The 17,207-nt window shown below is 44.5% G+C and carries 18 protein-coding genes and 1 tRNA gene; 3 read left to right on the top strand and 16 right to left on the bottom strand.

The window, feature by feature from the left end; translation table 11 throughout:
- Positions 1 to 66: 66 nt before the first annotated feature.
- The 6 genes from BP95_RS0121810 to rpsF all read right to left on the bottom strand — a co-directional run bounded on the left by BP95_RS0121810 (position 67) and on the right by rpsF (position 4,681).
- On the bottom strand, positions 67 to 489 hold the full coding sequence (locus BP95_RS0121810; RefSeq protein ID WP_021257535.1) for a CBS domain-containing protein: 423 nt from the start codon (positions 487 to 489) through the stop codon (positions 67 to 69).
- A 135-nt stretch (positions 490 to 624) separates the two neighbouring features.
- Positions 625 to 1,608 carry an LCP family protein gene (locus BP95_RS0121805; protein WP_021257536.1) on the bottom strand — a complete coding sequence of 328 codons (984 nt, stop codon included), beginning with the start codon at positions 1,606 to 1,608 and terminating at the stop codon, positions 625 to 627.
- Positions 1,609 to 2,458: 850 nt separating this feature from the next.
- Positions 2,459 to 2,950 carry a hypothetical protein gene (locus BP95_RS0121800; RefSeq protein WP_021257537.1) on the bottom strand — a complete coding sequence of 164 codons (492 nt, stop codon included), beginning with the start codon at positions 2,948 to 2,950 and terminating at the stop codon, positions 2,459 to 2,461.
- 598 nt (positions 2,951 to 3,548) lie between these two features.
- Positions 3,549 to 3,824 (bottom strand): 30S ribosomal protein S18, encoded by a 276-nt coding sequence (gene rpsR / locus BP95_RS0121790; protein ID WP_021257538.1) that lies wholly within the window; start codon positions 3,822 to 3,824, stop codon positions 3,549 to 3,551.
- 20 nt (positions 3,825 to 3,844) lie between these two features.
- Positions 3,845 to 4,342 (bottom strand): single-stranded DNA-binding protein, encoded by a 498-nt coding sequence (ssb, locus tag BP95_RS0121785; RefSeq protein WP_021257539.1) that lies wholly within the window; start codon positions 4,340 to 4,342, stop codon positions 3,845 to 3,847.
- Positions 4,343 to 4,393: 51 nt separating this feature from the next.
- Positions 4,394 to 4,681 (bottom strand): 30S ribosomal protein S6, encoded by a 288-nt coding sequence (gene rpsF / locus BP95_RS0121780; protein WP_021257540.1) that lies wholly within the window; start codon positions 4,679 to 4,681, stop codon positions 4,394 to 4,396.
- Positions 4,682 to 4,916: 235 nt separating this feature from the next.
- Here rpsF and BP95_RS0121775 point away from each other — a divergent pair, with 235 nt between their 5' ends.
- Positions 4,917 to 5,111 carry a YjzC family protein gene (locus tag BP95_RS0121775; RefSeq protein ID WP_021257541.1) on the top strand — a complete coding sequence of 65 codons (195 nt, stop codon included), beginning with the start codon at positions 4,917 to 4,919 and terminating at the stop codon, positions 5,109 to 5,111.
- Positions 5,112 to 5,882: 771 nt separating this feature from the next.
- Here the strand turns inward: BP95_RS0121775 and BP95_RS0121770 are convergent.
- The 3 genes from BP95_RS0121770 to BP95_RS0121760 form a co-directional block, all read right to left on the bottom strand.
- A tRNA-Ser gene (locus BP95_RS0121770) sits at positions 5,883 to 5,973 on the bottom strand.
- 62 nt (positions 5,974 to 6,035) lie between these two features.
- A complete protein-coding gene (locus BP95_RS0121765; protein WP_028533231.1) occupies positions 6,036 to 6,242 on the bottom strand; it encodes a DUF951 domain-containing protein in 207 nt (68 codons plus the stop codon).
- Positions 6,242 to 7,177: a mechanosensitive ion channel family protein gene (locus BP95_RS0121760; RefSeq protein WP_028533230.1), complete on the bottom strand. Its 936-nt coding sequence runs from the start codon at positions 7,175 to 7,177 to the stop codon at positions 6,242 to 6,244. Before BP95_RS0121760 ends, BP95_RS0121765 begins: the two co-directional genes overlap by 1 nt.
- Before the next feature lie 146 nt (positions 7,178 to 7,323).
- Here BP95_RS0121760 and yyaC point away from each other — a divergent pair, with 146 nt between their 5' ends.
- Entirely contained in the window at positions 7,324 to 7,908 is a 585-nt protein-coding gene (gene yyaC, locus BP95_RS0121755) for a spore protease YyaC (protein WP_028533229.1), read from the top strand.
- A 9-nt stretch (positions 7,909 to 7,917) separates the two neighbouring features.
- Here the strand turns inward: yyaC and BP95_RS0121750 are convergent, their stop codons facing one another.
- From BP95_RS0121750 to BP95_RS0121725, 6 genes are all read right to left on the bottom strand, one after another.
- Entirely contained in the window at positions 7,918 to 8,418 is a 501-nt protein-coding gene (locus BP95_RS0121750; RefSeq protein ID WP_021258404.1) for a DUF4446 family protein, read from the bottom strand.
- Positions 8,419 to 8,979: 561 nt separating this feature from the next.
- Positions 8,980 to 9,834 carry a ParB/RepB/Spo0J family partition protein gene (locus tag BP95_RS0121745; RefSeq protein WP_021257545.1) on the bottom strand — a complete coding sequence of 285 codons (855 nt, stop codon included), beginning with the start codon at positions 9,832 to 9,834 and terminating at the stop codon, positions 8,980 to 8,982.
- Positions 9,827 to 10,588, bottom strand: a complete 762-nt coding sequence (locus BP95_RS0121740; RefSeq protein ID WP_005545445.1) for a ParA family protein — start codon at positions 10,586 to 10,588, stop codon at positions 9,827 to 9,829. Before BP95_RS0121740 ends, BP95_RS0121745 begins: the two co-directional genes overlap by 8 nt.
- A 398-nt stretch (positions 10,589 to 10,986) precedes the next feature.
- Complete coding sequence (noc, locus tag BP95_RS0121735; protein ID WP_028533228.1) at positions 10,987 to 11,802, bottom strand: nucleoid occlusion protein; 816 nt, start codon at positions 11,800 to 11,802, stop codon at positions 10,987 to 10,989.
- Positions 11,803 to 12,347: 545 nt separating this feature from the next.
- Positions 12,348 to 14,699, bottom strand: coding sequence for a S8 family serine peptidase (locus BP95_RS0121730; protein ID WP_028533227.1), 2,352 nt, complete (start codon positions 14,697 to 14,699; stop codon positions 12,348 to 12,350).
- 153 nt (positions 14,700 to 14,852) lie between these two features.
- Positions 14,853 to 15,797: a helix-turn-helix transcriptional regulator gene (locus tag BP95_RS0121725; protein ID WP_028533226.1), complete on the bottom strand. Its 945-nt coding sequence runs from the start codon at positions 15,795 to 15,797 to the stop codon at positions 14,853 to 14,855.
- Between the two features lie 123 nt (positions 15,798 to 15,920).
- Here BP95_RS0121725 and BP95_RS0121720 point away from each other — a divergent pair, with 123 nt between their 5' ends.
- Positions 15,921 to 16,373 carry a VOC family protein gene (locus BP95_RS0121720; RefSeq protein WP_021257549.1) on the top strand — a complete coding sequence of 151 codons (453 nt, stop codon included), beginning with the start codon at positions 15,921 to 15,923 and terminating at the stop codon, positions 16,371 to 16,373.
- Between the two features lie 94 nt (positions 16,374 to 16,467).
- Here the strand turns inward: BP95_RS0121720 and rsmG are convergent, their stop codons facing one another.
- Entirely contained in the window at positions 16,468 to 17,193 is a 726-nt protein-coding gene (gene rsmG, locus BP95_RS0121715) for a 16S rRNA (guanine(527)-N(7))-methyltransferase RsmG (protein ID WP_021257550.1), read from the bottom strand.
- Positions 17,194 to 17,207: the final 14 nt, after the last annotated feature.

The raw sequence follows: 17,207 nt of genomic DNA, 5'->3' as shown, positions 1-17,207 counted from the left end.
ATTCCGCGGGTATATCCCTATATCTTCCATATTTCTGAAAAGGGCGTCATTTTCATTATACCATAATTACTTCACGTCCATAGCTTTGGTGACGAACTGCTCGCAATATTCGATAATTTGACTGCGCCTCACGATGCCAATAAAACGGTTCATATCATCAACCACCGGGACAAAGTTCTGCACCTTAGCCAAATTAATAAGATCCTCCATATTGGAGTCAATTCGTACTGATTTATTATGCATATTCAGCGAAACTTCTTTCAGCAAGGATTTTGAAGCGTTCTCAAACGTAATCGCGCCATTGGAATTTTTCATGTGCCATAACAGGTCTCCTTCGGTAACCGTTCCTACATATTCCCCTTCATCATTCAAAATCGGAACAGCCGTGTACCGATGATATTCCATTCGTTCGAGTGTTTGTCTCAATGTTGTATTCAATGTAAGACTAACAACCTCATGTTTCGGTGTTAAGAAAAAAGCAATGTTCATCCGTTAGGTCTCCTCCTCAAACGACTCCAGCGAGATGATCGCTGTAACTCCCTAACAATAAATTAACACATTTAGGCATACAAAAACAAAAAGTCAGCCGTAATAAATACGACTGACTTTCCGGTTTCTATACCATTAATCTTCTTTCACTTGGCGTGGTTCCATTAGATTCTCTTTGCTCGTCTTCGGATCCAGCCAGTTGTCCAGCAGAGTCTTAATATAATCCAGATCCTCATCCTTCACCATATAATACCAGCCGTTGCCAATCATCTTGCCGTCACCATGCAGCATATAGCTGCTAATGCTCGGTACTCCGTCATTTGTGAACATCGTCTTGGCCAAATCAATCATATACTTCGGTCGCATATCCGTTGTAAAATTCTCACCCATAATTTCAATAAGCTCTGGAATGCGTCCGATTTTATCCATTTCGATGGTACGCTGCATAACCGCGTTCAAGAATATGCGGTGACGCATCGTACGGTTCATATCCGAATCCTCACGGTAACGTACGAAGTACAATGCTTCTTGACCATCATAGATCGGCTTGTTCGGCTCTATGCGGAACTTCTCATGATCGGGATCTTTGTTGACGATCGCCTTCGTAATTGGGAGTTTAACGCCATCTAATGCATTGACGACATCCTTCAATCCCTCGAAGTTAATTGTCGCATAATGGTCAACCTTATGCTTGAGCAGATTATCTACCGACTCCATGCTCATCTTCGCACCGCCATAGGCATAAGCGTGATTGAGCTTCGTTTCAAATCCCTTGCCGATGATTTCCGTATACGTATCACGTGGAATCGATAACAGCAATACTTTGTTATCTTGTGGTCTTACAACCGAATATATAATGGTATCAGAACGTCCAATTTCCTTACCTCGCTGGTCAACCCCCAGCAGTAGTACTGAGAATGGCTCCGTCACTTTGCGAATTACTTCTTCTTTGCCTTCAATTGGCTTATAAGACTTATCAAGCGTCTCTTCTACATGCCCGGATAAGAACATATCGAAGGCCAGAACCGCTAGCTGCTTGCGGAATATAAATCCGCTAAGACCAACAATCGCGATGATTGCCAGGGCGATTCCCCATTTTTTATATTTATTTTTTTTCATTCGTAATCCTCTTCTTCCTTTATGTGATGCGATCATATCCAAAATCCATTTACTAACCGATAGTTCTTATTTCATACATATAAGAAGCATTTTTGTTGCCTTCCATACCTGTTTCAGTATAGCTCTTAGGCATTTTCCGCATTGACCAGATGAAAAACATTATGCTGCGCATAGCTATCCGCGTCAATCTGATTTCCCTATCCGCGTACGGTGTTTCATTTTTCCTCATGTGTGTAAGCTTCGGTTCGCTCTAATTCGAAATTGGCAGCACATCACACCTGCTTCACTTCTCAAAGATACCCGCCCCAGTGCGAACGACACGAATTTCCTATACTAGCAGTACCTATTCCCCTAGAAAGTGTCGCATGGTGATTTTTCAAAAAAGACCAGCCACGCTAGCTGCTCATCGTTTTACTTCTCATTTATTCGAATCGTAATAATTGCGGCTTTGATCATGCGATCGTGCACTTACTCTATTCGTTGAACATGAGCTTCATACCGCTTAGTACCTGCCTAGAACAGTATGTGACGATGAATGTAAAAGACATGCTCACATTCTACACTGACAGCTTCATAACCCAATATTGGAATATCCACGTTCCCTTATGGTTAAGCTGTATCAGATATAGGATGAGCATGCTCGGTCGATTTTATCTGTTTGTAACGACCGGTAATCAGAACCCTCTTTGACAAATTTCTTTGATGATTATGCATGAAACAATATTTTTATTTTACATGCAAACGATCAAAAAGGAAAATACAGATTTCATGATCCGGATCACTATTTTGACAGAAGTACCAAAAAACCGCCCATTTTTGGGCGGTTTTCACACAGGATATGGAATAATGATCATCCGAACCAGCTCTTTACCCAGCGTACAACATCTAACGTTAATGGAATGAGTCCAAACCCATGATTGCCTATAGCGACGACACCATACGCATATTGACCGATAGCAACGACTCCTAATGCCACGTTGCTAATTACAACAGCACCGATGGATAAGACACTACTCACGGCCACAGCGCCAATGGACAGCCAATCACTAACCGCAATCGCCCCTACCGAAAATAAATCACTGAATGCAATGGCACCCACTGCTGCCAGCAGTCCTAAGGATATGGCACCAAATGCAAACAGACCAACACTTATCATTCCTCCAGCGATGAGACCGATTGCGATATCCCCAATCGCGATAAGGCCAATTGCGACCTTACTGTGTCGGCCTACTCGGCTAGCGCCACTGCTCCGGATGCTAATAATCGGAAGCTGTGGGGATGGCCATTGATAGTCGATTTCTTGTCCCTGCCAACGTTTACTGAATCGTTCGTGCCATCTCATGATCTAAACCTCCGTACCGAAACCATTTTCATCCTTCTCCTGCTATCCATTGTATCACTGCAGCCATATGAAGGAATCCGCCTCGAGACGGAACCCCCCATCCAACTGGAGCAGCATTTATTCATTTGCGAAATCAAGATTGAATGGGATACAGGCATGGTAAATTAGAAAAAAGGATGGGTTACTGTATTAGCCGCACAAGTAAAGATATGGTATGTTCTATACTTGTACATGATGAATCCTATGCAACAGGAGGAGGTCAAGCTCAGACTCCGCTTCCATTGTCGCGGAGAATTCGCTCCTCCTGCGAATGGAACAGCGTTACCAGGCTCGATTGTAGCCCCTGCTTCCCTTCAATCCGTAGAGGAGCTTCATCCCTCTCTAGGCCATGTCAACCGCACGGGTATCATTCCACTGTATTGGTCATGTGGCAGAAGGAATTATTCCAGTTATGATTACATATTTGATCAGAAATCCATAAGATCAGCAATTCAAAAATCGAACACGATGTGAGATAACGAAAAGCCCTCTGTCGATAAATTAAAAAAGACAATAAAAAAGACAGCTGATATCATATCAGCTGTCTTCTGCACCATCATTACTCCGTAGTGTACGGAAGCAATGCTACTTGGCGAGCGCGTTTTACAGCGATCGTCAAAGCACGTTGGTACTTCGCGCTTGTACCTGTTACACGGCGTGGCAAGATTTTGCCGCGCTCGCTGATGAATTTCTTCAACAGGTCGATGTCTTTATAATCAATGTGAGTGATTTTGTTCACTGTGAAGAAGCACACTTTACGGCGCTTGTTACGACCTCTACGGCCACCGAATTTACGGCCTTCGCGTTCGCCGCCTTCATTTTGCTTAAAGCTCATTCATGTCAGTCCTTTCCGTTCTAGAATGGCAAATCATCATCGGAAATGTCGATAGGTCTACCGTCATCAGAGAAAGGATCTGCTGCTGCTTGTCCGCGAGAATTGGAATTCCCACCACGTGCTGGAGCATTGTTGTATTGCGGTGCTGGTGCACCGTAATTGCCGCCGCCCATATCATCACGTGTTCCCCCGTTATCACGGTTCGATTCCAAGAAACGCACATTATCAGCAATAATTTCAGTCACGTATACACGTTTACCTTCGTTATTGTCATAGTTGCGCACTTGAATGCGTCCTTCTACTGCTGTAAGCCGACCCTTGCGCAAATAATTTGCACATGTCTCAGCTAGCTGCCGCCAAGTAACGACTGGAATAAAGTCCGCTTCACGCTCCCCACCTTGACTCGAGAACGGTCGATCAACCGCTAACGTGAACTGCGTTACTGCCACTCCAGATGAAGTGTAGCGCAATTCAGGGTCCCGTGTAAGACGTCCTATCAATATCACGCGATTCAACATGCTATCCCCTCCTTCGACGTATCCTTTACGAACTTACGATAGTTTTGGCTATTAAGCCACGTCGCTAACAACAAGATGACGGATGATTTCGTCAGAAATCTTAAGTTGACGATCCAACTCCGCTACTACTGCAGGTTCTGCAGTAAAGTTCACGAGAACGTACACGCCATCGCGGAACTTCTTGATTTCGTAAGCAAGACGACGCTTACCCATCACATCGTGCTTCGTAATTTCTCCACCGCCGTTAGAGATAACGCCTTGGAATTTGTCGACTGTTGTTTGAACAGCTTCTTGCTCTACGTCAGGACGAATGATGTACATCAATTCGTATTTGCGCATTTCACGTTCACCTCCTTATGGACTTCAGGCTTCTGATCTTGTCAGAAGCAAGGAGCGAGAAAACTCGCACTAAACTAGTGTACCAAAATGAAGGATGACATGCAAGTGCATCTTCGTGTCCGCATACAAGCACTTTTCTCCATTCATTAAGGGATACCCCTGCGCACACACTACATAGGCAAGCGATCTCGTTACGCTTCTGCATCTATACAACATCCTTTCAGGAGGTTACACAATGGGCGAGAAAACAGAATTCGAACCGGGAGACAAAGCACCCAATGATGCCATTTATATGGAAGTCGGTGAAAGAAGCTTCCATACCGAAATTCAAGATCCAAAACAAATTAAGTTGAAGAAGGGTGATACATTCCCTGAAACAACGAACAAAGACCGAAAGTGGAAGAAAAAGCGCCATGCTTTGACGCACTGATTCGATCGTTTCACTTTTTTTATTATCCGTGTATAGAAACGTGATAATGAGCCATAATAACAACTGACGGTGCGAAGCGAGGTGTGGTTCCGTTGAACAATGGAGCGAAGAAGCCTAGTGGAGACATTTAACTTTACGACATAAGAGAAGCGAGGGGTTGTGCTAAAGACCATTTGTCTGCAACACACTTATCGTAATATGGATACCGTAAAGGTTCCATGTGATGTAGGAAGCCTAAGCCATCTGAACATTGTGAAGATAGAAGTCGAATAAGCACCGTCAACCAGGAAGGGATTTCGCGCATGCGAGATCCCTTCTCTCATTTGCTGCACCCTTTTTATTTTTTTCTCGGATGTATGTATAATTCCGCAATAACGATCCATAATAACAACTGACGGTGCGAAGCGAGGTGGGTTCCGTTGAACAATGGAGCAAAGAAGCCTAGTGGAGACATTTAACTTTACGAAATAAAGGGAAGCGAGGGGTTGTGCTGTAGAGCATTTATCTGTAACACACTTATCGTAATGGAATTTTTATATGGTTCCATATGATGAAGAAAACCTAAGCCATCTGAATTGTGAAGATAGAAGTCGAATAAGCACCGTCAACCAGGAAGGGATTTCGCGCATGCGAAGTCCCTTCTCTATTTATTTCAGCATTTGTTACAACAACACATACATCGTCATCGACAGCTCCAGAGGCAGCAAAAACTTGCCTATAACATGCAAAAAACTCCGAAGCCTAAGCTCCGGAGTTATCATATCCAATAAGTGGCGGAAAGGGTGGGATTCGAACCCACGCACGCCTTGCGACGCCTAGCTGATTTCGAGTCAGCCCCCTTGGACCTCTTGGGTACCTTTCCATAGCAAGAGTTATCTTACCATAGTCCACACTATATTGCAACATATTTTTTACAAAATTATCTTACTCAGAATCAGGATGAGCAGAACGAAGCACCTTCTTCATGCTCTTCTCGAACTTCGCGCGCGGGACAAGCACACTATGCTTGCATCCAACGCACTTAATGCGGATATCCATGCCCATTCGAATGATCTCCATCTCATTTGTACCACAAGGATGAGGCTTTTTCATTTGAACGATATCACCCAGTGCGAAGACTTTACGATCCATTACATATTCCCTCCTTGTTCTGCTCGTTGATACGTAACGAGGCGCGGGTATGGAATCTCAATTCCCTCTCGCTCTAGAGCCCGCTTCATATCTGCATTAATCATACGAACAACACCTGCTTGGGTGAATGGACGGCATTCGGCAATAACCCGAATCGTCACTTCTGAAGGCCCAAGCGTTTGAACGCCCAAAACTTGCGGCGTCTTGACTACATTCTCATTGTGCTCTGGCAATGCTTCAAGCGCTTTATTCATGACTTGAATAGCCTTCTCTACATTCTCCTCATAAGCAATCGATACATCCACAACAGCAATCGAGTTGTTTAGTGAATAGTTGGTTACCTCGGTAATGCTACCGTTTGGAATGACGTGAACCTCTCCAGTCCAGCTATGGATCCGAGTCGACCGCAAACCAATCATCTCTACCGTACCTTGGAAGGATCCAACCTTAATGACATCGCCTACCGCGAAATGATCCTCCAATATTATGAAAAATCCGGTCATAACATCCTTCACCAAGCTTTGAGCACCAAAACCAATGGCCAAGCCGACTACCCCTGCCCCCGCTAACAGCGGTGCCAAATTCACATTGAACTCCGATAAAACTACAAGGATCATAATAAAATTCATTGCAAGCGAGGTCATATTTTTAAGCAGCTTTCCTACCGTAACAAGCCGCCTCGGTTGTCCGTTCAGGCGGGATTTCTCCTGCTTGGCAATCGTATGATTAATCATTCGATGAACAATGCGAATCACGATTCTGGTTACTAATATAATCAGTACAATTTTAATGGTTTTTACTAAGAGCATTTCCCAAGTTGCCATATCGGTTACCCAGTTCCATATCCCTTGCTGCCATTTCTCGAATACCGACAGCGTCTGTTCAATATTGTCGGTTACTTCTTCTGGCTTATCTGCCGCTGCGGCCCATAACATCTTCATTCCCCCTCTATTACTATCTAGCGTTATCAATGTTAGGACACTTTATTATAAAATAGGAACTTATTCTCGTCGAAGTATAAAAGTTTTCTTGCTTCCATATACTAGATAGTACCTTTAGTAGAAAACGGAGGCTGCTTGTGATGACATTTTCTTTGTTCAAACGCCCGTCAACCCATGAATGCCATCCATGTAAAGTGGTTTATGATGCACCTAACGCACTATCTTCCCTAATTCATTCCTGCCAACACCATTTGCAAATGCGAGCTTCTCACCAGTCGACAACGGTTATCTGCATTGGAACCGATCGTTCAACGGGCGACTGTCTCGGCCCTCTCGTCGGGACACGGCTGTCGAAGTCCACTTCCCGTCACTTTCAAGTTCTCGGGACACTACAGCAGCCTGTTCATGCCATGAATTTGCAAGAGACGATAGATTCACTGCAAGCGAGCGATCCTCATACCTTCATTATTGCAGTTGACGCTTGTCTTGGCCAGAGCAGCAGTGTGGGTTCCGTTCAAGTCGTTGAAGGGCCGGTCCGTCCTGGGGCTGGGGTAAATAAACAATTGCCCCCGATCGGAGATATGCACATTACAGGCATTGTCAACGTCGGAGGCTTCATGGAATATTTCGTATTGCAAAATACTAGGCTTCATTTGGTCATGGGTATGGCCGAGGTGATCGCGGATACAATCGAACAGTCACTCACTTCCTTAGCCCATCGATAAGTACACGGATTAGGAGCCCTTCTTTGCCTCTGCAAGCTCCATTGCTTGCTTCTCTTCCGGGGACAAGGAATAGGAAGACTGTCCATTCTCTATGGGCTTCGCATATACATATGAGTGATCCCGTCCGTGGATGCCTGTAATGACAACCCCATCCTGCTCCTCATTTAACCATGCAATCGAGAAGCTTAAATCACTCCCGCGCTCTGCAAATGCATTGTAACGCTGTATGCCGACGTGGGATTTCATCTTTTTCAGAGCTTTTTTCGTTTGCTCCATGTCAGCATGATGCTGTTCCGTCTTCCCTTGCAGATGTGCAATATCCTCATGCATGCTGGACAATACAACATCCAAATTTTCAATACCACTTTCCCCCATAATCGCCTCATATTTGCGGCGAAGCTTACGGAGCTGTGACCCTTGGAGAAGAACAATAATAAGTAACAACAATAACAATATGCCGATGCCAGCGGCAATGAGCGGCAACCAATCATTCTGCAATTCATTCATCATAAGTCTTTGTTCTCTCCTGCCTATAACGTGTCCCGTACCTCAAATGCACGGACTTCCTCATCCTTGCGTTTCCCCATTAGTTCGCTTGCTGTCTATCAATATTTATTATCTATAATGGGCAGCTATGATGCGAGCTGGCCGAATGATGAGTCATATTTTCTGTATGTATTTCGTCCATTCTTAGTATAAATTTTTTCATCGGACTCATACAATACTTTTTCCCCACCATTAACTTGAAAAATCTGCGTTTTTCTGCCCTATATCAACTTCCAAAGGCTGCGATGAAGCTGAACCTGTTTATGGTCATTGATGATATTCGGAAATATGCCCTTTTAACGGATCTCTACATTTAGTTATAACACGATCTAACCAAATGAAGAGACAACAAAGTTGTAACCTTTTGCTTCAATATTTTGTAAATAATAAACTGTTTATCGTTGCCTTGTCCTTCTGGCTGATTGTTCTGTCCCAACACAAAACTGGCATGCTTAGTGTAATCCCCTCTTGCTTCGGATAACAACCAAGAATGCCAGTTCATGTACAAGAATCCCAACTAAGGCTTTATTGAGCCGACAACGATTGAAGCAATTCTAATAATCGCTCCAGATCCTGCTTGTTAAAGTACGATATCTCAATTTTCCCTTTATCTTTGCTCTGTTTAATTTTAACTGTCGTACGGAATCGTTCACGCAAACTTTCTTCCAATTCGTCTAAGTAAGGATCTTTGCGGATAAGCTTCGTTTTATCAATTGACTTCCCTTTTTTGTTCATCTGCTGGATTGCTTCCTCCAACTGACGAACGCTCCACCCTTGTTCGATGGAAGCTTTAGCCAACTGCTTCACCTTTGCCTCGTCCTTTACCCCTACAATGGCACGCGCATGTCCCATTGATAGTGTTCCACGTGAAACACATTCCTTTACTTCTTCTGGGAGCTGCAACAGACGCAGAAAATTAGCGATATGTGAGCGCGACTTACCTACTTTAACAGATAGTTCTTCTTGCGTTAACGTGAACTGATCCATTAAAGCTTGATAAGCAACGGCCAATTCAATGGCGTTTAAATTTTCACGTTGTAAATTTTCAATCAGGGCAATTTCCATGACTTGTTGATCGGAGAAGTTGCGAACAACTGCTGGAATATGCTGCAAACCAAGCTGCTGAGAGGCTCGATAGCGGCGTTCTCCAGCAATAATCTCATATCCCTTTAAAACACTCCGCACAATAATGGGCTGAATGACACCATGCTGCTTAATTGATTCTGCAAGCTCCTGAATAGACTGCTCATCAAAATGTTTTCGCGGCTGATATGGATTGGGACGCAGCTGTTGTAGAGATACCTCTACTACCTTATCGTCATCATTGACGGATAGTGACGGAATGAGCGCGTCTAATCCACGTCCTAATCGCTTACTCATACGAAATCACTTCCTTCGCAAGTTCCAAATATACTTCCGCACCCTTAGATTTCGGATCGTAGGTCATGATCGACTGACCATGTGACGGTGCCTCACTAAGGCGTATGTTACGGGGAATAATCGTTGTATACACCTTCTGTTGAAAATACTTCTTAACTTCATCAATGACTTGTATACCCAAGTTCGTACGTGCATCAAGCATCGTAAGAAGAACACCCTCAATTTGCAGAGAGGTATTCAAATGCTTCTGAACAAGTCTGACCGTATTCAACAATTGGCTGAGTCCCTCTAACGCATAGTACTCACATTGAATCGGTATAATGACCGAATGGGATGCTGTTAAGGAATTGATCGTCAATATCCCAAGTGAAGGTGGGCAATCAATTAATATGTAATCGTACAAATGTGCTACAAGCTGAAGCGATTTCTTTAATCGTACTTCACGTGATATCGTCGGAACCAATTCAATCTCAGCACCCGCCAATTGTATCGTTGCCGGAATAATGTGCAGACCTTCGACCATAGTCGGAATCGTTGCGTCCTTCGGATGAACATCATTAATTATCACGTCATAAATGCAATTCGTTACATCTGCTTTGTTAATCCCGATACCACTCGTGGTGTTGCCTTGTGGATCAATATCGACAAGCAGCACCCGCTTCCCTAATAACGCCAAACCTGCACCCAAATTTACCGTCGTCGTTGTCTTGCCGACGCCGCCCTTCTGGTTGGTAATGGCAATAACCTTAGCCATTCCTCTTCACCTCAATGTTGTTTCTTTTGCGTTTCTAGCTGTAACGATAACCGCTAACGACCACAAAAACAGAAAAGAGCGGCCTCTTGCCTGCCGCTGCACATATTTGAGCACTACGCATGACAACAATATCGTCGTACGATAGGAAACATACAACGATTAGGCTGGTATCAACCGATAATTAGGTGAATCTGATATATAGGTTACTAAAAAGGTCAGGATGTGAGTGCAAATGTATATGCGGAGCAGCTAGCTTTACGTCCCCTCTGCCAGTAGGATTTTTACTTTCATCAATTCCCTAGCTATAGCCATAAATCCCTCTTCTTATTGATTAAGGCTGCTGCACCCTTGTAAGAAATATCTGTCGACCTCTTTAAACAACACACGTTTATAATAATCTACCTTTTCGGTATTTTGATGACAATCTCATAATGATCATCATGATCATGTTCATCCGTTTTAATTTTTAAGCCTGATCCAGTCACAAGATCGATTGACTGTCGAATCGTATTCAGCGCAAGACGTACATCCTTTGTATATGAGATACGCTTCGATTTCTTCGCCTTGTGAACCTCTTTATAAAACGCGACTCGTGCCTCTGTCTGCTTAACATTCAATTCTTTCGCGATAATCTCCTCAAGCAGTTTGAGTTGCAAACTCTCTGAATCGAGACCAAGCAATGCTCTTGCATGTCGCTCTGTAATCTTGCGTTCCATTAAGGCCTGCTTCACTACATCCGGTAGATTCAGCAAGCGAATTTTATTGGCTATTGTAGACTGGCTCTTGCCAAGCCGTTGCGCCAAGCTTTCTTGCGTCAAATTGTGCAAATCAATGAGTTTCTGATAAGCATATGCTTCTTCAATCGCTGTAAGCCCTTCACGCTGCAAATTCTCGATCAAGGCAATGGATGCCGCCTGAGCGTCATTAATTTCTCTTACGATGCCCGGGATCGTATCCAAGCCCAACTTCTTGACAGCACGCCAACGGCGCTCTCCGGCAATGATTTCAAATTGCCCGTTTCGCTGGCGGACAACGATCGGCTGAATAACGCCGTGCGTTTTGATCGTCTGACACAGTTCATCAATACGCTCATCATCGAATATAGTTCGAGGCTGATAGGGACTGCTGACAATCTCATTCACCGGAAGCTGTTTCACTTCATCCAGCGATTGACGCTCCGCAAAACCGAATAACCGAGACAGTTGTTCTTTCATTTCCGTATAATACCACCTAACTTCAAAATAATGCCAGGCACATGAAGAAGCGGCAGTGCTCTGCTCCATCCTTGATCTTCTGCCCTACGTCGCTCAAGGAGGCAATTGGGCTGCGATTCCCGCTACTCCTCGCAATTTTCCATTCCCTTTACGTCCTTCGCGACAATGATAGAGTAGGACATCTGACTTGAACCATTTCTTTCCTTCGACAAAATTATACGCTCTGCCTTTATGTATTCTCCAAGCTTGTGCCTTTTTCCTGCCTTTTCTTGTACACGATAAAAGAAAAACTTCGAATGATATCTTTTGCCGTCGTTACACTTCTATTCTAATCACTTTCTTGATAACACCTTATCTATCATGAACATGTTTCACGTGAAACATTTCCCCACATTCTATCACGTTAGCTTCTTTATCCTATCATAAATAATTGCAAAAGATTAGGTTGCCTCCTTAACATTCTATGAACTCTTACCACCTCTATAAATATGAAAATTATTCCATGTAAATAGAATAAAGCGGAGGATGCCCCCCGCTCCAAGCTGCTATATGTTTACTTGTGTTTTTTGAATTTGTACGTTGCCAGCGGCATCTTCCATCCGGATAAATATATTGTGCTTGCCCTTTTTAAGCCCTGACCCTACAAGAGACACGTGGAACATCCTCTTGTCTTCATTGAATCTCACACTCTTCCAATCTCCTGTGTTCGAAGTACTCCACTTCACATCAATCAGGGCCGGCTGCTTATTTCCCGAGGCAATACGAAACATAGGTCGTACCGCATAATCAAGGGTTAGCATCATGTCTTGAACCGTCCCTTGCACAACTCCACGTTCCGCCTTTGCCTTCATAAAGGTTGCCCTAGGGGCTTCACGATCGATATAGATAATTTGATCGTCCTTCATCTCCGAACGTCCATCCGCGAACACTTTACTCTTCAAGTTATACAACCCATCTGGCAGTTTGCGGCCCGTCACATCTGTACCATTCCATTCGTACGTATGCAATCCATTGATAGGATTCGGCTTATTGAACAATAAATATTCACCTTCAGCCTTCTTCCCTAAGTCAATACGACTCGCTGTAATAATCATTCGATCGACGTCGCCTGGCAAATAATAATGGAATCGGATTGACTTATGTTTGTCCCCGTTCGGCGTGAGCAGTTGATCGTCTGCAAACCATCCCGTCAGCAGCGGATAATGACCGGAACCATGTATCAATTGGAAAGGGATTCGTAGCAATTCTGTTCCGTTCGTAAGCTGGAGGCTCCCAGTAAGGATTCCCGTCTCCATAAGAGTGGCTAGATCCCATACAACAGGAACACGGACTGTCTCGCCAGGCTGCAACGTAATGGAAGCAGGATAGGAGATGTCCCATTTCCTTGCTTCGGATGACAATGTAACCTGATAGGTTATTTCCTGCGCGGTGCGATTCGTCACTTGGAACGTCTGCTCCTTCTTTGCACCGCAAGACTCTGATCCAACTACTCCATACGTTAACGCCGTGGGCTGTAGGAAGGTATGTGCATCCAGCGCTTTATCTATATTTACGAGTCCTGATCCCTGTGCGTGATACGGATATTCCGATCCATTGATATCCGTAAGCTTATCCGCTGAAGTCATCAGCGCCGACTTCACCATTGCAGGCGTCCACTCCGGATGTGCCTCTAGAATGATCGCGGCTGCGGCCGACACATAAGGGACGGCCATGCTCGATCCGCTCATATTCCCATAACCCTGCTCATATAGATCACGCGGCATCGAGCTGCGTACATCAATCCCCGGAGCTACAAGATCCGGCTTCATAAGCCAAGTGCCTACAGCGGGACCGCGAGAACTCATCGCTGACATTCGGCTTCTCTGCTCTTCTCCCCACTGCCAGACTGCCGACTTGCCTTGCTTCAACATCGTCGCTCCTTGTGGAGAAATCGTAGCCGCGGGAATAAGTCGATGATCTTGCTCATTATGAATATTAATATTAATCTCCGGTTCCCACTCTACCTTCCCATCTTGATAGAACAGAATACCGCTTGCCTTCGCTCGGCATGCCGCTTCATAATAAGATGTTACCGAGGAACTGGGAGTCCTCACTACGATCCATTTCCCTTGGTGCTGCTTCTGTGTAATTACTCTAGGACTGTACCCACTAACGAAGACAACATCAGCGGAGCCCTGCTTCGGAAAAGCAGGTGTATTTCTATCTGAAATTAGGCGTATGCTGCGATCGTTCTTCGAGAGCATTGGTTCATAAGTAGGTAAGGTAGATGCCCCAACGGTGATGACATCCTCCACCAGTCCTGGCGCTGTAATACTCCATAGCTTCTCCCCTGCGTTGCCGCTGGAGTTGACCACAACCACCCCTTTGCTTGCTGCATCCGCAATTGCCTGGGACAGTGGTTCATCTGGAGCATCGATATCTGAATGCAGGGATAAATTAATGACTCTCGCTCCATCTTCAATCGCACGCTGCATTGCCTCTGCAATCGTAGACGTGAATTCATGACCTTCAGAGGCGACCGCACGGTAAATGAGCAGCGAGGCGCCAGGCGCTTGCTGTGCCACAATACCAGCAACATGCGTGCCGTGTCCCTTCTCATCTTGTGGAAACTCATCACCTTCCACAAAGTCATATGCCTTCACAATTCGATCCTTCAATAAGGGATGCTCCATATCTACACCAGAATCGATGACGGCGACTTTAATCCCTTTTCCTGTGTATGGATCATCTGTCTTCGCTGCTGTATGAGATGGAACGATCATTGGCCCACCTACAGGCAGTAGCGGCGCTTGAGCAGAAGCCGTCCCCACTCCAAGAGGAGCAGCCAATACCCCAGCAGCAACAATCAAAGCACATGAGACCTTCCATATCGGTTTGTACCAGCAATCTATGTTCATTCTATATTTCCTTCTCTCTAAGCCATTCATGATGTCTCTTAAATCGTAACATAGGATAGAGAGGGAAAGATTTACGCCACTGTAATCTAGCTGCCCCAATTTTCCCCAGTTAGTCCTGCTTGCTCCGCTGATAGATTCATAGCCTTCTCCAACTCAAGTAATTGAGGTTTGATAATGCTGTAAGAGCTGCTCTACCTTCGATTGAATCATTGTTCGTAATGATCCAGGCTTTACTGCTACCACATGACTGCCATACCTCATGAAATATTCGGCGATAAATGATTCTTCTCCTGGATTGTAGAATCCTGTAATGACGGTCTGTTCACCGATATCTAGTTTCATAGAAGGATAAGATTCTTTATAGAAGATGTCCTTGGCCTGCTCTTCAATTTCTACCTCAAAACGAATATGGCACACCGACTGGTATAGTTCTAAAGAGCGGCTAACTAGTTCATCAAGTGAAAAGCGGGATTCTTCTGCTTCCACCTGCATGGAGGTAACTTTATCGCATCGGAACACTCGTTGTTGATTTGTATTTACCTCTATCCCTGTTGCGTACCATTGACCGAACTTAGCAGAAATTTTGAAAAATTGAACCCGATAACTCTTGCTGCCCTTATTCCGTGTATATTGAATGGTGCAGATGTTTTCATGAAGAATGCTCTTCAAGATTTGTTCCAAATAAAGACTTACATGATGATGCTGATTGCTTTCCAATTGCAGAACCTTTTTCATGCTACGAATCTTCTTGATTTGTTCTTGCGAAAGGCACTTTTCAAACTTCTCTTGCAGCTGATTGACATGCATATGAAATGGAGTAGATTGATAAGATTGCAGCGTCAGCATGGCGAAATACAGAGCGTAAACTTCATCAAGCGTAAAGATAATCGGCGATAGCAATCGATTCTGCAAAATACCATATCGCCCATGACATCCATATTCCGAATAGATAGGCATGCCTAATTGTTCTAACGAGCGAATATCACGCAAAGCTGTACTTTTTGAAATCTGGTACTTATCCATGAGGTCTTTTAAATTAAAAAACTCTCGACTATTTAAGTATCTGAGCATGTCTTGTAATCGTTCTAATTTATTCATGCGAATCTCCTTATTAAAGGTGTCATGATTTGATACCTTTAGCAATTATGATAAAACCAAGGTCAAATATCAAATGCTAAAAGATATCTGCCAACCACGATGATCCACAAGGAGACTGATACGATGAGCGCAACACTAGAAGTCGCTATTTTCCTGTCCATGAACGGACAAGCACGGGAAGCCATTCATTTTTACAAACAACATTTGAACGCGAAGGAATTGCTGGTTGTGACCTATCAAGACATGGCGAAGCGTGACAGCTCCATAACGCTTACGGAGGACAACAAGAATCAGATTACTCACTCTGTCTTATCGATTGGCAGAACGAAAATAATGATTGCAGAAGATACAATGAACCCTGGGGAAGCCTATACTGTTGGCAATAACACGTCACTGTGCATTCAGAGCCCTGATTTAGAGGAAGTGGAACGATTTTATGCCAGCTTGATTACGGATAAACGGGTACGCATTATTGTCCCATTATCGAGCAATATATTCAGCAAAGCCTACGGTATAATCGAAGATCCGTTCGGTATTCACATCCAATTGATGTTTGATTCCAGATTGCAATCATAGCCGAATATTAGTTCCATCCACATCGACTGACACAAAAAAAGAGGCCTAACGTTTTCGGCCTCTTTTCCCTATTCCTAACTTGCCTTATATTCCTCTACACAATTGGTGTCTTCAGCGGCGTGCCGGGCTTACGTGGGTAAGCCTTCGGTGTTGGCCCCTTCTTCGACATCACTATAATGTGACGCTCGGACTGCTCCACCGGAAGCTTCAATGCATGGTCAGCTGTAAATGTGGCCTGCAGCACTTGTAGGCTTCGCTTCGCCTCCACAATCTCTTCCTGTGGATCTGTCCCCTTCATCGCTGCGAATGTGCCGCCTGGACGCACGAACGGCAGGCAGAACTCATTCAGCACGTTCAATCTGGCAACAGCACGTGCTGTCACAAGATCATACTGATCGCGGTGCTCCGGCTTGCGAGCAACCTCCTCAGCACGCCCATGAATACAGCTAACCCCCGTCAATCCAAGCTCCTGCACCAGATGATTCAGAAATACAATTCGCTTATTAAGGGAATCAACAATCGTCAACTGAAAATGCGGGAACATAATCGCCAGTGGAATCCCTGGGAATCCTGCCCCTGAACCGATATCAGCCATACGCTTGACTTCCTTCATATTGACATGGAAGCCTAGTGTCAGTGAATCGTAGAAGTGCTTCTCGTATACGAGCTCACGCTCGGTGATGCCGGTCAAGTTCATCCGCTCATTCCAATCCACCAACACCCGATAATACGTCTCTAATTGATTCCACTGTGTATCTGTAATCGGTGGCCATCCATGTCCGGATAGCCAGCCTTGGAACTGTTCTTGCAATGCATCCATCACTGGCAATCTCC

This window comes from Paenibacillus sp. UNC217MF (assembly GCF_000686865.1).
GTDB classification, from domain to species: Bacteria; Bacillota; Bacilli; order Paenibacillales; family Paenibacillaceae; genus Paenibacillus_B; species Paenibacillus_B suaedae.
Note: the sequence above shows the minus strand (reverse complement) of the source record. Positions and strands in the feature narration are given on the sequence as shown.

What these genes read in the sequence shown, in the direction of transcription:
- BP95_RS0121775 (WP_021257541.1), top strand. Translation starts at nt 4,917, where the DNA reads ATGGGCGAGAAAACAGAATTCGAACCGGGAGACAAAGCACCCAATGAT.
- rpsR (WP_021257538.1), bottom strand. Translation starts at nt 3,824, where the DNA reads ATGAGCTTTAAGCAAAATGAAGGCGGCGAACGCGAAGGCCGTAAATTC.
- BP95_RS0121760 (WP_028533230.1), bottom strand. Translation starts at nt 7,177, where the DNA reads ATGTTATGGGCCGCAGCGGCAGATAAGCCAGAAGAAGTAACCGACAAT.
- rsmG (WP_021257550.1), bottom strand. Translation starts at nt 17,193, where the DNA reads ATGGATGCATTGCAAGAACAGTTCCAAGGCTGGCTATCCGGACATGGA.
- BP95_RS0121740 (WP_005545445.1), bottom strand. Translation starts at nt 10,588, where the DNA reads ATGGCTAAGGTTATTGCCATTACCAACCAGAAGGGCGGCGTCGGCAAG.
- yyaC (WP_028533229.1), top strand. Translation starts at nt 7,324, where the DNA reads ATGACATTTTCTTTGTTCAAACGCCCGTCAACCCATGAATGCCATCCA.
- BP95_RS0121725 (WP_028533226.1), bottom strand. Translation starts at nt 15,797, where the DNA reads ATGAATAAATTAGAACGATTACAAGACATGCTCAGATACTTAAATAGT.
- BP95_RS0121720 (WP_021257549.1), top strand. Translation starts at nt 15,921, where the DNA reads ATGAGCGCAACACTAGAAGTCGCTATTTTCCTGTCCATGAACGGACAA.
- ssb (WP_021257539.1), bottom strand. Translation starts at nt 4,342, where the DNA reads ATGTTGAATCGCGTGATATTGATAGGACGTCTTACACGGGACCCTGAA.
- BP95_RS0121765 (WP_028533231.1), bottom strand. Translation starts at nt 6,242, where the DNA reads ATGGATCGTAAAGTCTTCGCACTGGGTGATATCGTTCAAATGAAAAAG.
- BP95_RS0121810 (WP_021257535.1), bottom strand. Translation starts at nt 489, where the DNA reads ATGAACATTGCTTTTTTCTTAACACCGAAACATGAGGTTGTTAGTCTT.
- BP95_RS0121730 (WP_028533227.1), bottom strand. Translation starts at nt 14,699, where the DNA reads ATGAACATAGATTGCTGGTACAAACCGATATGGAAGGTCTCATGTGCT.
- noc (WP_028533228.1), bottom strand. Translation starts at nt 11,802, where the DNA reads ATGAAAGAACAACTGTCTCGGTTATTCGGTTTTGCGGAGCGTCAATCG.
- BP95_RS0121805 (WP_021257536.1), bottom strand. Translation starts at nt 1,608, where the DNA reads ATGAAAAAAAATAAATATAAAAAATGGGGAATCGCCCTGGCAATCATC.
- rpsF (WP_021257540.1), bottom strand. Translation starts at nt 4,681, where the DNA reads ATGCGCAAATACGAATTGATGTACATCATTCGTCCTGACGTAGAGCAA.
- BP95_RS0121745 (WP_021257545.1), bottom strand. Translation starts at nt 9,834, where the DNA reads ATGAGTAAGCGATTAGGACGTGGATTAGACGCGCTCATTCCGTCACTA.
- BP95_RS0121750 (WP_021258404.1), bottom strand. Translation starts at nt 8,418, where the DNA reads ATGATGAATGAATTGCAGAATGATTGGTTGCCGCTCATTGCCGCTGGC.
- BP95_RS0121800 (WP_021257537.1), bottom strand. Translation starts at nt 2,950, where the DNA reads ATGAGATGGCACGAACGATTCAGTAAACGTTGGCAGGGACAAGAAATC.